This is a genomic window from Mucilaginibacter gotjawali (assembly GCF_002355435.1).
In the GTDB taxonomy this organism is placed as follows: domain Bacteria; phylum Bacteroidota; class Bacteroidia; order Sphingobacteriales; family Sphingobacteriaceae; genus Mucilaginibacter; species Mucilaginibacter gotjawali.
Genome location: NZ_AP017313.1, coordinates 3,186,441 through 3,202,827 on the forward strand (window position 1 = coordinate 3,186,441; position 16,387 = coordinate 3,202,827).

Below are 16,387 nucleotides of genomic sequence, written 5' to 3' on the forward strand. Positions count from 1 at the left end.
TGGTTAACCGTTTATGAATCAGGATTTAATAGGCAATATTTAAACTATTAATTGCCCGGAAATAGCAACTATTTCCATGTCTAATTTATCAGTTTATAAAAGTAATATTTTAATGATTATTAACAATGACTTTCCCTTATTAACGTAATTAAAATGTAATTCTCAAATCGAAATTGCCTGTTATTTCAGATTTTACGCTCGTTTAAACTTTTGGAGCTTGGGTTATACAGTTAAAAAAACAATTGGTATCGTCAATTGATCGTGCCTTTTGGGGTAAGAAATCATGCCGGCTCAGGTAAAAGTAGTACAGTGAAGATGAAATAAAAAGGGGGCAACCAGGCCCCCTTTTATTTTTTATTTATTCCTTTTTATTAATTTTTTGACGGAAGGGCGTCAATTTGTTTTTTTATGTCAGCAGCTTTGGCTTTGTTTTCCGCAGCATGGGCTTTGTCATACTTACCCCTGTAGTAATTCCACAAATTTGTTAAAGCTGCATTTGATTTTGAATCAAGATCAACAGCTTTCTGTAAATACGGCAGGGCAAGGTCAAATTGCACGTCTGCTTTCGCCCTTAGCTCATCATATTGTTTTTGAGTGGCATTTGAAGGCAAGCTATTAGCAGCGTTATAAAAATCAATTGCCGGCTTCATCATTACCTCGCCTAAATTCAGATTTGCATCCAGGTAGTTAGGGTCAATTGCGATCGCTTTTTTGTAATAATCAGCAGCTTTTGAATAATAATCAAGGGCAGCTTTGTTGTCCGCTGCTTTAGCTGCAGCATCTTTGGCTTTAGCGGCTTTGGCTGCGCTTGCATCGCCAACACGGGTAAACGAAAGGCCTGCATAGAAACAAAGTTCCTTATTTTTAGGGTCGGCGGCAACTGCGCTCTCCAGTTTACCTATTATTTCGCTGTCCTTACCGGCCATTAAATAGAATTTAATTTCCTGCCCGCGTAAATCTGCATTTGCAGGAAATTTAGCCACACCTTCACTAATTACTTTTAAAGCACTGGCCGTATCCTTGTTTATTATATACAAAGTTGCCTGGTAGCCGTATATTTTAGCGTTCTGCGAATAATTGGTGCTTAATAATTTATTGTAATTACTGATAGCGTATGGATAAAATTTAGGGTTTGTGTTCCCTGCATTTGATGCTGCAAGCGCCGCATAATAGGTAGCTGTTGTATCGCCTGTAGCCTGGCTCCAATTATCAAATGATTGATAGGCCAGTTCAAATTTGCCGCCCTGGTACTGTTTTACCCCCTGTGCCTGAAAATAGATGGCTAAATTAGTACCCGCATCGGCTATTAATTTTGTACATTTTGATTTTATATCGGCATCCTTTTCAGTTCCAACTGCATCTTTAGCTTTTTTAATTGCTTCCTGCGCAGTAGTAATTAAAGCAGCGGTTGCAGGAGAAGCAGTAGTATCCAATGCGGCTGTAGCTGAATAAATTGCACCAATCAAAGCGTATGTTTGCGGTAACGTAGCTGTTTTATCGTTAGTTGAAGCTTTATCAATAGAGGTTTTGGCATCAGCTATGTCCTGTTTGGCCTTTGCCGCTAAAATTTTCTGAGAATTTTCAACCGTATATTTATCGTAACTTTCCTGTGCGTCTCTCAACACCCCTTTTTGTGCAAAGGCGGTTACTGTACTTAAACCTAAAAGGCCTATCATCAAAAACTTTATTTTCATGATCTATTATTAATTGGTTAACTGTTTTAGTTTATTATTTACCTTATTTATTTGATTTTGATTTCCTTCCTGCTCATAAACTAACTTTAATACCTGGAGGCAATCAACTTCGTTTGGAGATATTTCATTTGCTCTTTCCAGCCATTGTGCGGCCCTGGTTTCATCCTGCGATTTATCTTTATCCCTTGGTAGTTTGCTTTGTTTAAAATACAATAATCCTAAATTAAATATAGGGTCATAAGCGGAGCTATTTAACTCAATAGAGCGTAAATAAAGCGACTCAGCTTTATTATATTGGCCTAAATGATCATAACAATTGGCTGCTACGAACGCAATATCCGCGTTATTTGTATTAATATCAAGCAAAGCCGGCAATAAATTCACTAACTGGTTGTAATCTTTACGGTTAGTATAAATATTTGCTTCATCCAATAAAAGCGACTTGTCACCCGGTAAAACTTTGCGGGCTTTTTTTAACACATTCAACGCTGATAAGGTGTCGCCAAATGATTTATAGATGCCGGCTGCAGCTTCTGCATACTCCGCTTTAGTGCTGTCGCCACCAACCATACTCTCATAATACCTGGCTGCCGCATGTAAATTGCCAAGTTTATTATTGGTAAAAGCAATGTAAGCGGCCAGTTGTTTAAAATCAGGTGCATATTTTTTTGCGGCTTCAAACAACTGCAGGGCGGCTACAAAATCTGACATATTCAGCGCAACAAAACCTTTGCGGATATAAACGTTGGCCAGGCAGCGTTTCGAATAATCGAGTTCAACCTGGTATTTATAGCTTTTGCGCTTTGCTTGCAACCTGTCAATCAGGTCAGCAGTTTGCTGAAACATTTGTACAGGCTGTTTTAAACTGTTTAATGAATCGATATATAAGATGCTTGAATATACAACGGCCTTATAAACATTCCTTTCCAGCTCCAGAGAATCCGGCGAGGCCTTTATCAAACTATCTACAGAGTTTTTGGCGCTACCGAGATATTTAAGTTCCTTTTTTTGTTTATAAAAGGCAAGGCTATTTACAACACCTTTCAGCACTTCTGACTGGCAAAAGGCTGAAGGTGCAATAAACAGCATTATTAAAAGCGGTAATACAATTTTACGGCCCTGCATTGTTTTTTTATTCTTGTGTTTCACCTGCATCATCCGCAGCAGGTTCAGTGCTATTATTTTCGGAGTTGTTTTCTGTTCCGTTTTCTTCTTCCTCTTCTTCACGCTCAATTTTAGCAACCGAAGCTATCTCGTCATTCTCTTTCAGGGTAATTAAACGTACACCCTGGGTAGCCCGTCCCATTGTCCTAAGTTCGCTAACAGCAATCCTGATAATGATGCCCGATTTGTTGATGATCATCAAATCTTCTTTATCAGTAACACCTTTTATGGCAACAAGTTTTCCTGTTTTATCAGTAATGTTTAAAGTTTTAACGCCCTTACCACCACGGTTGGTTACCCTATAGTCATCAATATCAGTTCGCTTGCCGTATCCTTTTTCAGAAACTACCAAAACTGTAGTTTCAGGATCGTCAATACTGATCATACCTACTACTTCATCATTCTCGTCCTCAAGCGAAATGCCGCGCACGCCGGTAGCTGTACGGCCCATTGGCCTTACTGTCGATTCGTTAAAACGGATAGCACGACCCGATTTCAAGGCCATTACAATCTCGCTGCTTCCGCTGGTAAGGCTTGCCTCCAGCAACGAATCTCCCTCGTTGATATTGATGGCATTTATACCATTTGCACGCGGACGTGAATAAGCCTCGAGCGAAGTCTTTTTGATGGTACCTTTTTTGGTACACATAATGATAAAGTTATTTTCGAGATATTCTTTATCTTTCAGACTGAGAAGCTTGATGTAAGCCTTAATATTCTCTTCCTTAGGAATATTAATGATGTTTTGGATGGCCCGTCCTTTAGAGGTACGCGAACCTTCGGGGATCTCAAATACACGAAGCCAGAAACATTGCCCTGATTCGGTAAAGAACAACATGTAATTATGGTTGGATGCGATCAGTAAATGCTCAATAAAGTCGGCATCACGGCTGTTACTTCCCAGCGAGCCTTTACCCCCCCTGCCCTGCCTGCGGTATTCAGTTAAAGGCGTACGCTTGATATAACCTTCGCGCGAGATAGTGATCACCACATCTTCATCTTCAATGAAATCCTCAGTATTCATTTCGGCAGATGAATGCACCATTTCGGTTTTACGTTCATCGCCATATTTATCACGAATTTCTATCAGTTCGTCTTTTATGATCTGCATTCTCAAACCTTCGTCAGCAAGTACTGAGTTCAAGTAATCGATCAGTTTCATTAAGCCTTCATACTCATCTTTAATCTTGTCACGTTCAAGACCTGTCAACCTCCTTAAGGTCATGTCAAGTATGGCACGTGCCTGGATATCGCTAAGGGCAAACTGTGCCATTAAACCTTCCCTGGCATCTTCAGGTGTATTTGAACCCCGGATCAGTTTGATCACTTCATCCAGGTGATCTAAAGCGATCAGTAAACCCTCCAATATATGCGCTCTTTTTTGCGCCTCGGAAAGCTCAAATTTGGTACGGCGGATAACCACTTCGTGCCTGTGTTCAACAAAGTGATGGATCAGGTCCTTCAGGTTAAGCAACATTGGCCTGCCATGCACCAGCGCTATGTTATTTATGCTGAATGATGTTTGCAGCGCGGTATATTTATAAAGGTTGTTTAACACGATAGCCGCGTTGGCATCCCGTTTTATTTCATAAACAACACGGATACCTTCCCTGTTCGATTCATCCCTGATAGCGGATATCCCCTCTATTTTTTTCTCATTTACCAGTTCGGCTGTACGCTCAATCATCAGCGCCTTGTTTACCTGGTAAGGAACTTCACTAACAATGATCCGTTCACGATCGTTATTATAGGTTTCTATCTCGGCCCGCGACCTGATCACGATTCTGCCCCTGCCTGTTTCGAATGCCTGGCGGGCGCCTTCATATCCATAAATGATAGCCCCGGTCGGGAAATCCGGCCCTTTAATGTGGGTCATCAATTCAGCGATATCAATGTCGCGGTTATCAATTAAAGCCAAAGTTGCATTCACCACTTCCGTTAAGTTGTGAGGCGCCATATTGGTAGCCATACCCACCGCGATACCCGAGGCACCATTTACCAGCAAGTTTGGGAACTTGGCAGGCAAAACCGTAGGTTCTTCCAGCGAATCGTCAAAATTCAACTGAAAATCAATGGTGTCTTTGTTGATGTCGGCCAGCATTTCTTCAGCAATCTTTTCAAGCCTTGCTTCGGTATACCTCATTGCCGCAGGCTGGTCACCGTCGATAGATCCGTAGTTTCCCTGTCCTTCAACAAAGGGATAACGTAAGCTCCAATCCTGCGCCATACGCACCATGGCATCATATACAGAGGTATCGCCATGCGGGTGGTACTTACCCAGCACTTCACCCACAATACGGGCAGATTTTTTATAAGGTTTGTTGTTGTTTAAACCCAGATCGAGCATGCCGTAAAGCACACGCCTGTGCACCGGCTTTAAACCGTCGCGAACGTCGGGCAATGCCCGTGATACGATAACTGACATTGAATAATCAATGTAAGCTGATCGCATTTCTTCATCAATATTTATCGAAATTATTCTGTCTTCTGGGGGTGTATTTCCGTTTCCTGTTTCTTCGGCCATTTTTATTTCTGATGTAGATTCTTCTCTAAAGCTGTGTGTTTAAAAAGGGTTTTTAAACGACCTGCGAAGTTAAGAAAATTAATGGTTCCGGCATACCATTTTTATTAACAATTCTGTTGCAAGGAGAGCCAGAAAGGCAGGAAAGAGAGAAAAGACCAAAAGCAGGAAATTGTCCTGTTGATAAGTGCTTATTAGGTTTTACCAGATTGGACTAAGAGCATAATTTCCGAATCACTCCTTTTTCAAATCTTCAGATTCCGGGTATCCCCTTATTTCATTTTCCGCCAGTATTCTTCTACCTTCATCCCGGTCGGCAGGGTGCCTTTTAGCGTAAGCGTATCATTTTTTAAGGTGTAAATGTAGTGGATGGGTATGTTGGTTATTTTTGATGGCTGGGCCGAAAAGGTCTCGGTATCAACGCAGGTGTCGCCCTTAAAAACATAATTGCCTGCTTCATATTTTTGCGTTTTATACCCTTTTTCAATGGCGAAGGCTTCGTAGCCAGTTATGTTGTATTTACGATGTAAGGCATATTCAGTTGGCGCACCTTCTTTCTTACCGTTGTAAATCCCTCCAACAAATTCCCAGGTACCTTTAAGGGACGGTTGGTTTTGAAATGAACAAAAAAGAAATCCTCCCAAAAGAATCCCTACTTGTTTAATTGATGGCATTTTTATTTTCATCGTTATACCCAGCTGATTCCCTTTTTTAAAAGCGACAACGTTTTTTCCTCCTCACTCCCGGGCACAGGCTGATAGTTATAAAACCATTTGGCCGCAGGCGGCAGGCTCATTAATATAGATTCAATACGGCCGTTTGTCTCCAGCCCGAATTTGGTGCCGGCATCGTAAACCAGGTTAAACTCAGCATAGCGGCTGCGGCGCTGGTATTGCCATTCCTGCTGCTCAGGAGTAAACACCTTATCCCTGTTTTTGTTAACAAGTTCAGTGTAAATCGGTATAAACGATCTTCCCAGTGCTTTTGAAAACTCAAAAATTTCATCCCAGGTTAAGTCGTCGCCGGCAGTCAGCCGGTCATAAAATATCCCGCCGATTCCCCTTGTTTCATGGCGATGTTTGATAAAGAAATAATCATCGGCCCAAAGTTTAAAACGGCGATAAAAATCATGATGGCAAGCATCGCAAACAGATTTAAGATACCTGTGAAAGTAACGGGCATCGTCTTCAAAAACATAATGAGGGGTAAGGTCGATGCCACCGCCAAACCAGCGCAGTGGCTCCTTCCCCGAACCGAACGAGGATGGCATTTCAAAATACCTGATGTTCATATGAATAATAGGCACCATCGGGTGGTTTGGATGGATCACAATAGACACACCTGTTGCAAAAAAGTCGTCCTGGTCAACCTTTAAGGCTCTTTTTAACGTATCGGGCAAATGGCCGTGAACCGCTGAAAAGTTAACGCCGCCTTTTTCCAGGATATTCCCGTTTTGAATTACGCGCGTACGGCCACCGCCGCCGCCATCCCGCTCCCATAATTCCTCTTCAAAAACAGCTTTGCCGTCTGTCAGTTCCAGGGCAGCACAAATTTCATCCTGAATTTGCTTGTAATCTTCGGCTATTTGTTCTTTATTGATCATCGGGGCAAAGATAGTTGATTAGATATTGGTTAATTAGCGATTAGGGAAAATAGTGTTAATCGGAATTTGCAACATTAACGTCGTACTTTTAATTACCCAATCTCCACCCCTGTTACAGCGGTTCTGCATAATTCAAATCTTTGCCAAATGTTTCCTTCAACTGGCTCAATGCAAGCAGGGCAAGTACTGTAAGGATGGCCATCATGATATAGGCGCTGACAATCATGCTGTCAGGGCTTTTTTGCGCATCAAAATGGCCTTTTAGCGCAACAAATGCTAAATTGATCAGGATAAGGGAGCCGCGTACAAAATTTGGCACAGTTGTAGCCACCGTTGAGCGGATATTTGTCCCAAATTGTTCTGCTGCTATCGTCACGAATAAAGTCCAGTAGCCTACCCCAAAACCCATAAAGAAACAAAGCCATAAAAAACGCCTGCTATCAAGCCCGGTTGAATTTAAATAAACTACAACACTCACCGCCGATAATAACAGGAATATCATCATGATCAGTTTTCTTGATTTTGTAATTTGCGACAATAACCCGGAAACAATACCGCCTAAAGCTATGGCTATGTAGGCATATTGAATACCGTCGCCAGCGTTTAATTTTTGGGTTGAATGGAGGGCATTGCCAAACTCAGGCTGCAATGAAATTAACACACCAACTACATACCAAAGCGGTGCGCCTATCAGAATACAGCAGAGGTATTTTTTAAACCTGACCCAATTGGTAAATAACAGGAAGAAATTACCTTTTGATACTTTGGCTTGCTCGATATTTTTAAACATCCCGGATTCAAATGTGCCTATCCGCATGAATAACAGCAGCACCCCCAGGCCCCCGCCAACTTTGTAGGCATCCTGCCATCCGTATTTCGAGATCCAGTTAGCCGCCACCGCGCCAAAGAGTCCAACAGCAGCCACAATCATGGTTCCGTATCCACGTTTTTCCTTGCTTAATGTTTCGCTAACCAGGGTAATACCTGCACCAAGTTCGCCGGCGAGTCCTATGCCTGCAACAAAGCGGATTAACTCGTACATGCCAGGCGAACTAACATACGCGTTCGCGAAATTCGCAATTGAATAAAGGGTAATGGAACCAAAAAGTACCTTTATACGCCCCAGTTTGTCGCCCAATGTTCCCCATACAACTCCTCCAAGCAGCAGCCCGAACATTTGCCAGTTTATAATACTAGTGCCTACAGCAAGCACGTCGGCGGGTTTCACGCCGATATCGGTAAGGCTTTTTTTCTAACGATCAGGAAAATCAGGAGATCATAAATGTCAACAAAATAGCCTAGTGAGGCTACAATCACTAATAGAACAACGTTCCGGGTTAGTTTAGCCGAGGTATCAGCAGTCATAATTGCAATAATTGGTTGTTTGAGCGCAGCATTTTGCGCCGGGTATCTATTAAATTGGTTTATCAGGCTCCCACTTTATGAAGCTTTGCTATGAAAATTTTCTGAACAAAAAAACCCCTGTTAGCGCAGAGGTTTTTGAAGAAATCAATCTTTAAAATTATGCCTTTTTTACATTTACTGCCTGTAATCCTTTTCTGCCTTCTTCCACATCGTATGTAACGCTGTCGTTATCTTTGATGGCGTTTACGCCGCCCTGTACATCCTTAAAGTGTACAAAAAGATCTTTACCATCCTCAGTAACGATAAAACCATAACCTTTTTGTGTGTTAAACCATTTTACTTTTCCAGTTTTCATAAATAATAATAATTGTTGTATAAATAATTGTTTTCCCGATTAAAATTCTATGCCAAAACTGAATAAAAATAATTTATTATCAGAAAGGATATAGCACAGCCAATCTGTTCAAATATATAAAATTATTAACAACCAAATAAAATTATTTATTTGGTTGCGGCGTAAGGCGTAAATAGGGTTTAACCAGGGTAAAACCTTTAGGAAATTTCGCCGGGATATCCTCAGTTTTAATCGCCGGAACTACCACAACGTCCTCTCCTTCTTTCCAATCAGCAGGGGTGGCAACGCTGTAATTGGCTGTTAATTGCAAAGAATCGATCACCCTTAAAATCTCCTGGAAGTTTCTCCCTGTTGACGCTGGGTAAGTAATGATCAGTTTAATAGTTTTATCAGGTGCAATTACAAATAACGACCGTACGGTAGCAGTTAATGATGCATTGGGATGGATCATGTCATAAGCCAAAGCAATTTCACGGTTCTCATCGCCAATGATGGGAAAATTAACCTCAACCCCCTGGGTTTCATTGATGTCTTTTATCCAGCCTTCGTGCGACTCAACTGAATCAACGCTCAGCGCAACAACTTTAACATTTCTTTTGTCAAATTCGCTTTTTAAGGAAGCGGTTTTACCTAATTCGGTTGTACACACGGGTGTATAATCTGCCGGGTGTGAAAATAAAACGCCCCAGCTATCGCCAAGAAATTCATAAAAATCAATGTCGCCCTGTGATGTTTTCGCTGTAAAGTTTGGAGCTTTATCTCCTAATCGTAAACTCATAATTTTTTAATTTTATTGCTTAAATAATAGTACTAAGGTAAAGCGTTTTTTGATTAAACCATATTAAATTAAAAAAAAGCTATTACTTATATAGACTTTATATAATAAAATTACAATTGACTTAAAGTGGAGAATCCGGTTTGCCAATTTCGGAATAGAATATCCTCATATTTCTGAAGAAGTTTAATTAAATCAAAACCACCCTCTGCATTTGCCATTTTGCGGTCAGCATTGAAAACCCAAAATTCTCTCTGAACATTCTTTAAAAAAAATTGTTGCACTGTTTTAACACGGTACAAATAATTGATAAATGGAACGACATACCTATCAAACCGGGATCATCGGTAACTGTGCATATCTTGCTCATATTAATAAAAATACAAATATTGACTGGCTTTGCTGGCCACGCTTTGACAGCACCTTTGTTTTTGGCGGATTGTTAGACAAGAAAAAAGGCGGTGAGTTTTCTATTTTGCCGCTTGAAGCATATACTTCACACCAGTATTATCTAGAAAATACCAATGTACTGATCACAGAGATCACCGTAGCAAGCGGAAACAGTTACAGAATAACTGATTTTGCTCCGCGTTTTAATGAACACCAGCGCTATTACAAACCGCTGATGCTGATCCGCAAAATTGAACCATTGCAGGGATCGCCACGGATAGTGGTTAAATGCGAACCGGTATCCGATTACGGCAATGTGAAGCTCCATGTGAACCGGGGCAGCAATCATATTCAATTTCTTGGCGGCGATGAAACCATGCGCTTAACAACCAACATCCCTGTGAGTTATGTTTTTGATGAGCAGGCATTTGTGTTGAATGACGTCCGCTACCTGGTACTCACCTACGGTGAGCCGCTGGAGGCTGCCCTGATTCCTACTGCTGAACGTTTTTTGCGGGAAACCACGCAATACTGGCGTACATGGATCAAACATTCATCTATCGCAACCTATTTCCAACCCTTCGTTATCAGATCGGCCCTGGCGCTTAAAATACACCAGTTTGAAGATACGGGCGCCATTATAGCTGCCAGTACCACCAGCTTACCTGAATCGCCGGGGAGCGGACGAAATTGGGATTACCGCTATTGCTGGTTGCGGGATACCTTTTATGTCATCACAGCGCTTAACCACATCGGTCATTTTGAGGAGATGGAAAAGTATTTTGGTTACGTAACCGATATTTCATTTAGCGAAGATGAGCGCTATCGGCCGCTCTATGGTATCACCGGAAAGAAAGACCTTACCGAAGAGATACTGTCCGGTCTTGAGGGTTATATGGGCAACCAGCCTGTCCGGATAGGGAACCAGGCTAATGAGCACATCCAGAATGATATTTACGGGCAGGTAATGATATCACTGCTTCCACTGTATACCGACCACCGTTTCATTTTTTCTGAAAGAAAAGACTCGGTACGCTGGATAGAATTTTTGTTGAGTAAAATAGCAGCAACCATCGACGAAAAGGATGCAGGCATATGGGAGTTCAGGAATATGGCAAATATACATTGTTATAGTAACCTTTTCCAATGGGCGGGTGCCGCCGCTGCCGAAAAGATGGCGCTAACAATTGATAATAAAGAGTTGGTTGATAAAGCCCGTTCGTTAAAAGACCGCGCGGCGGCCCATATTGAAAGCTGTTATGACTCGGTAAGGAAAGTTTACACCAATTCGGCCGGTAGCCCAAACCTTGATGCCAGTACGCTGCAACTCATTATGATGAATTACCTCGACCCGGCATCCGACCGCGCAAAAGATCATTTAATTGCATTAGAGAAGGAATTAAGGACACCAAATGGTTTGTTTTACAGGTATTTATATAAAGATGATTTCGGCCGCCCAAAAACAACTTTCCTTATCTGCGCTTTTTGGTATGTGGAAGCGCTGGCCTGCGTGGGTCGCCTGGATGATGCAATGCATGAATTTGAAAACCTGCTGCAATTCAGCAACCACCTGCTTTTATTCAGCGAAGATGTTGACGAAGAAGATGGCAGCCAATGGGGTAATTTTCCCCAGGCTTACAGCCATGTTGGCTTAATGAATGCGGCCTACCGGATAGCCATGAAACTGGACAGGCCAATATTTTTGTAATTTCAGGTTAATGGCAAAAGGTGAAGGGTAAAAGCAAGAAATGAGCAACCCTTTCGCCTCTCGCCTTTTACCTTTAGCCTTTCACCTCCAAAGCCCCCGTTTCCGTAAAACTCAGCAGCAATTTTCTTACTTCTGCAGGGTTTCTGAGGTAGAATTTAGCCGTGGATACGTTGCTGCCAACTTTTATGGTAACGGCATTATCAGGCAACGCCTTAAAAATATCTTCATCCGTATAGTCATCACCAAAAGCAATTATAAAATCATAATTATCTTTTTCAACCAAAAGCAGGGCCGCTTTTCCTTTATTGATCTCCACATTTTTTACTTCCAGCACCTTATCACCGGGTAAAAGCTGTAATCCTTTATCACTTGCCAGGTATTTTAAATTATTCATCAGTTCGTTGGCGCGCAATTCACCCAGGCCTTTTTGTGCATTGCGGTAATGCCAAACCAGCGAGTAGGTCTTCTCTTCTATGAAGGATCCCGGGGTCCTGTCAACATAGGTCTCCAATACGGGTAAAATATCCTGTTTCCAGTTGTCGGATAACCCGGAAATCTTATGCCAGGATTTATTTTGTTCTTTAAACCAGGCCCCATGTTCTGCTATAAGGTAAACGTTTTTATCGCCAAACCATTCACCCAGATTTTTGTGCTTCCTCCCGCTGATCATAACTACTTCATTGGCAGTGTCTTCTGTTAATTTATCAATAATTGCAAACAGTTCCCTATCCGGGTTAGCCTGTAAAATATTGGGCTTAAAGCCAACCAGGGTACCGTCATAATCTAAAAATATGATCCGTTTTTTTGTTTTTGAATACCGCTTCACAATAGATTGTTCGGTACCAAAACTCACATGCCGGGTTTGCATTGAACGCTGCATCTGCTTAACTTCTTTAAGCTTGTCCATAAATATTTTAACCCAATGCAGGATATTGAACTTTGTTACCAGCGCCCGCATTTGCTGCATGCGCTCTTTTTGTTCATCATGGGGCATATTCAGGGCTGTAATAATTGCCTCGCATACTTCGTTGATATTGTTTGGGTTAACAATAAGTGCATCAATCAATTCTTTTGAGGCACCTGCCATTTCACTTAGTACCAAAACGCCATCATCGTTTATCCTGCTTGCAACATATTCTTTGCTCACCAGGTTCATACCATCGCGCATAGGTGTAACCAGGCAAACATCCGCTGAGGCATATAAGGCGGAAAGCATTTCAATCGGGAATGACCGGTAGTAGTAATGTATGGGCGTCCAGTCCATTTTGCGGTAAAGCGCATTGATATTGCCAACTCTTTTATCAATTTCATCACGTAATTGGGCATATTGCGGCACTGTATCCCTTGACGGCACCACGATCATATACATGGTGATCTTTTCTGCGTACTCGGGGTGCTTTTGCAACAACTGTTCAAAAGCCTGCAAACGTTGTAGTATGCCTTTACTATAATCAAGCCTGTCAATTGAAAGTATTAGTTTGGAATTCTTAAAGGCTTCTTTTATAGCGCTGATATGATCCTTTACATTTTTCTTTAAGGGCAATGTAGCATATTTATTTACATCAATACCCATGGCGAACGATTCAACCACCAGCGATCGTTCACCGGTGGTAATGATATTGGCAGATACCGTAACCGGCAAAATACGCGATACAGACCCGGTAAAATGCCGCACGTCATCAAATGTGTGCAACCCGATCAGGTCGGCGCCCATTAACCCTTCCAGTAATTCATAACGCCAGGGGATATTCCTGAACATTTCGTGTGAAGGAAACGGGATATGGAGGAAAAACCCGATAGATACATCAGCCAGCTCAGCCCTTACCAGCGATGGTAAAAGTAAAAGCTGGTAATCATGTATCCAGATTACATCTCCAGGCTCGGCGATCTTCAGGATTTCGTCTCTAAACTTCCGGTTAACAATATTATAATATTCCCAGTACGATTGCTTGTAAACGGTATAAGTTGAAATATAATAATGAAATACTGGCCACAACACATCATTGCTAAACCCCTCGTAATACTGGTTGATCTCCTCCTGCTCTAAAAAAACAGGTACAAGACTCATCTCATCAAGTTGATGCCTGATGTTTTCACGGTCGTGCTGCCCCGTAACCTCTATGCCTGGCCAGCCGATCCATTTGTTATTACCATGTTTATAAACCGAGCCAAGGCCGGTGGCTAAACCGCCTTCGCTGGAGGAGAAAACATATCCATCATCTGTTTTTGATATTTTTACAGGAAGCCTGTTAGATACAATTATAGTTTTGGGCATAAAAACCTTTTATGATAAAAGGTTTCTATATCGAAGTTGTTTTAAAAAAAACCGCAAAACAGCCTATTGCAAGCATATTTTTACATAAAAAAGCCGCCTGCACAAGTGCAGGCGGCTACAAAAGATTAAATTACGCGATAACTTATTTTACTTGTTTAAAGAAGTCAAGGTTACCTGAACCTGTTACCCTAACCAACACTTCGTGGTTATCATTCTTCAAATCAACGAAGTATGATGTAGCGTCGATATCGTTGTTGATAGCTTCATTCGCCTGGTAAACGATCACGCTAACAGGAGTATATTCCTTGTATTGTTCAGCGATCAGTTTTTGCGATTTTGCAGGGATAGCTTTGTAGCTGACAGTTTGGGTAGTGCCCAGGAAATCACCGCTAAGGTTGTAAAATGCAGTTTTCTTGGTACCGTCGATCAAAAATTCAGCTTTTTGAACGTTTTTGTTAATGGTCCAAACTACGCTGGTTGCACCGGCAAAGTCAGCGTTAAACTCTTGTTGAACATAGTATGATGCTGTAGCAGTGTTTTCATTAGCTTTTTTACCGCCGTCAGCAGCAAATACAGTTACACTAAATAAAGCAGCAGTTGCGATTGTTAAAAATATTTTTTTCATGGTTGTTTTTAATTTTAAATCCGCAACAAATATAGAGTTATTTTAACAAATACATCATTAATATTTCACTTTTATGATAATTTCATAATTATAGGGCTTTATTGGTGAAATTTTTAGATTTTCATAATTCACTTAGTGTATTTTTTACAATATGTCAATCAAAAAAGTGGCTAAAAACGTGTTAATTTTAATTATAACGCCTTTTTTACATAAATTTAACTGAAAAATGTCATTTAAATGTCACGTGAACAATTATTGGTTAATGAAGTTGAATTAAGTTGATTGAGTTAGATAATTTTTTATTCGAAAACCAATCAACTTAATCAACCCAATCAACCACTCACTAACGTTCAACCATTATCAGCAAAGCCGGGATATAAGGTCATGCCGCCATCCATAAAGATAGTGGTACCGGTGATATAATCAGCTTCATCGGAGGCGAGCCAGGTGGCAAGTTTGCCAATGTCCCCAGGTTCGCCGATGCGGTTGTAAGGGATCAGGGTTAATAATTTATTCAGCGCAGCGGGGGTATCCCACGCACTTTTGTTTATCGGGGTTTGTATCGCGCCCGGGCCGATGGCTACCACGCGGATTTTATGCGGGGCCAACTCCTGGGCGATGCTTTTCATAAACATACTGATGCCGCCTTTGCTAGTGGCATAATTTACATGCCCCGCCCAGGGGATCACTTCATGCACACTGCTCATACAGATTATTTTACCTGCCGCCCTGCTCCGGCCTTCCACCACTCCCCGTTTGATAAATTCTTTGGCTGCTTCCCGTGCACACAGAAACTGACCGGTTAGGTTAATACCGATAACAGTATTCCATTGTTCCAGCGTCATATCTACAAAACGGGAATCACGTTGCAGGCCGGCATTATTTACCAGGATATCAATGGTGCCATAGTGCCGGTACATTTCGGCAAACATCGCTTTTACTTCATCTTCGTTGCTGATATCCGCGTGAATAGCAAAGGCATTACCCCCTGCAGCTGTTATTTCATCTACGGTTTGTTCGGCTACTTCGTGAGCATCCACATGGTTGATGATCACATTGGCGCCGGCTGCGGCCATGGCCAATGCCACTCCTTTGCCGATCCCGCTGTCCGCACCTGTTATTAATGCTGATTGTCCTTGTAATGCTGCTGAATTCATGGTTTTATGTTTTTTTTTAGTTTCAGAGTGTAGTATTACAAAATCAAAACCTTTTTATGTAGGATTTTTCCGTTAAATTTCAATAAAAAGGCCGGCAAAACCGGCCTCTTTAAAAATAAAAATTAATTATTAGGAAATAATAAAATTTAGGGGGAATTATTTTCCTTTTAATGAAAAGTTATATCCTACACGAAGTGCGAACATACTGATCACATCGCCTTCGGTATAATATCGTAAACTGAGGTCAAACCCATTAGTCACATAACCCACATTTAAACTGCCTGCAAAGTTGGTTTGCGAGAAGGAAAAACCAGGCCCTTTGGTAGTTAAATCCCCAACGCCAATTTGCGGCTCGCCATAAAACCCATTACTGGTGTTATAACGATACCCGGCCAGAATGGGAACGAGGCTCAGCGTTTGTCCGGCAAAAATAGTTCCTGATTTACTGCTAAAAGTAGAATAGCCCCCAGTTAATGTAATTTGCCCGGACTGGCCAACGCCAAAAAGGCCCTTAAGATTTCCTCCGAACCCTACGTTATAGGCAGAACTGTAAGATCCTAAAAGGAAGTTCCCTTCGGCGCCTATACCAACCTGGTTAGCGCCGGTTTGGCCGTGGCAATAAATAGTTGTTCCCAAAAAAACAACCAGAATAATAAAAATTTTTCTCATAAATTTTATTTTTTAATAATATTATTAGGTTAATTATTAACAAGTTAAAATAAAATCATTAGAAAATAAAAATTTATTTTTGGTTT

13 protein-coding genes are annotated in these 16,387 nt (G+C 41.4%); 1 reads left to right on the forward strand and 12 read right to left on the reverse strand.

What is annotated here, in order from left to right; all coding sequences use genetic code 11:
* Positions 1 to 371 precede the first annotated feature (371 nt).
* The 8 genes from MgSA37_RS14240 to MgSA37_RS14275 form a co-directional block, all read right to left on the reverse strand.
* Positions 372 to 1,694, reverse strand: a complete 1,323-nt coding sequence (locus tag MgSA37_RS14240; protein ID WP_096352804.1) for a tetratricopeptide repeat protein — start codon at positions 1,692 to 1,694, stop codon at positions 372 to 374.
* A 9-nt stretch (positions 1,695 to 1,703) separates the two neighbouring features.
* Positions 1,704 to 2,921, reverse strand: coding sequence for a tetratricopeptide repeat protein (locus tag MgSA37_RS14245; protein WP_157750577.1), 1,218 nt, complete (start codon positions 2,919 to 2,921; stop codon positions 1,704 to 1,706).
* Entirely contained in the window at positions 2,827 to 5,382 is a 2,556-nt protein-coding gene (gene gyrA / locus MgSA37_RS14250) for a DNA gyrase subunit A (protein ID WP_096352807.1), read from the reverse strand. The genes MgSA37_RS14245 and gyrA overlap by 95 nt, the downstream gene beginning before the upstream one ends.
* Positions 5,383 to 5,651: 269 nt before the next feature.
* Positions 5,652 to 6,065 carry a hypothetical protein gene (locus tag MgSA37_RS14255; protein ID WP_096352809.1) on the reverse strand — a complete coding sequence of 138 codons (414 nt, stop codon included), beginning with the start codon at positions 6,063 to 6,065 and terminating at the stop codon, positions 5,652 to 5,654.
* A 2-nt stretch (positions 6,066 to 6,067) separates the two neighbouring features.
* Complete coding sequence (gene hemF / locus MgSA37_RS14260) at positions 6,068 to 6,982, reverse strand: oxygen-dependent coproporphyrinogen oxidase (RefSeq protein WP_096352810.1); 915 nt, start codon at positions 6,980 to 6,982, stop codon at positions 6,068 to 6,070.
* A gap of 112 nt (positions 6,983 to 7,094) precedes the next feature.
* Entirely contained in the window at positions 7,095 to 8,210 is a 1,116-nt protein-coding gene (locus tag MgSA37_RS14265) for an MFS transporter (protein ID WP_317046562.1), read from the reverse strand.
* A 294-nt stretch (positions 8,211 to 8,504) separates the two neighbouring features.
* Complete coding sequence (locus MgSA37_RS14270) at positions 8,505 to 8,702, reverse strand: cold-shock protein (RefSeq protein WP_096352812.1); 198 nt, start codon at positions 8,700 to 8,702, stop codon at positions 8,505 to 8,507.
* 142 nt (positions 8,703 to 8,844) lie between these two features.
* Positions 8,845 to 9,480 carry a peroxiredoxin gene (locus MgSA37_RS14275; protein ID WP_096352813.1) on the reverse strand — a complete coding sequence of 212 codons (636 nt, stop codon included), beginning with the start codon at positions 9,478 to 9,480 and terminating at the stop codon, positions 8,845 to 8,847.
* Positions 9,481 to 9,790: 310 nt separating this feature from the next.
* Here MgSA37_RS14275 and MgSA37_RS14285 point away from each other — a divergent pair, with 310 nt between their 5' ends.
* Positions 9,791 to 11,575, forward strand: a complete 1,785-nt coding sequence (locus MgSA37_RS14285) for a glycoside hydrolase family 15 protein (RefSeq protein ID WP_096352816.1) — start codon at positions 9,791 to 9,793, stop codon at positions 11,573 to 11,575.
* 73 nt (positions 11,576 to 11,648) lie between these two features.
* On the opposite strand, the gene MgSA37_RS14290 is transcribed toward MgSA37_RS14285, so the two are convergent.
* The 4 genes from MgSA37_RS14290 to MgSA37_RS14305 all read right to left on the reverse strand — a co-directional run bounded on the left by MgSA37_RS14290 (position 11,649) and on the right by MgSA37_RS14305 (position 16,301).
* Entirely contained in the window at positions 11,649 to 13,850 is a 2,202-nt protein-coding gene (locus MgSA37_RS14290; protein ID WP_096352818.1) for a bifunctional alpha,alpha-trehalose-phosphate synthase (UDP-forming)/trehalose-phosphatase, read from the reverse strand.
* 142 nt (positions 13,851 to 13,992) lie between these two features.
* The gene (locus tag MgSA37_RS14295) at positions 13,993 to 14,475 is read right to left on the reverse strand and encodes a hypothetical protein (RefSeq protein ID WP_096352820.1); all 483 of its coding nucleotides are present in this window, start codon (positions 14,473 to 14,475) and stop codon (positions 13,993 to 13,995) included.
* A gap of 350 nt (positions 14,476 to 14,825) precedes the next feature.
* Entirely contained in the window at positions 14,826 to 15,632 is an 807-nt protein-coding gene (locus MgSA37_RS14300; protein WP_096352822.1) for an SDR family oxidoreductase, read from the reverse strand.
* Between the two features lie 156 nt (positions 15,633 to 15,788).
* Positions 15,789 to 16,301, reverse strand: a complete 513-nt coding sequence (locus MgSA37_RS14305) for a hypothetical protein (protein ID WP_096352824.1) — start codon at positions 16,299 to 16,301, stop codon at positions 15,789 to 15,791.
* Positions 16,302 to 16,387: the final 86 nt, after the last annotated feature.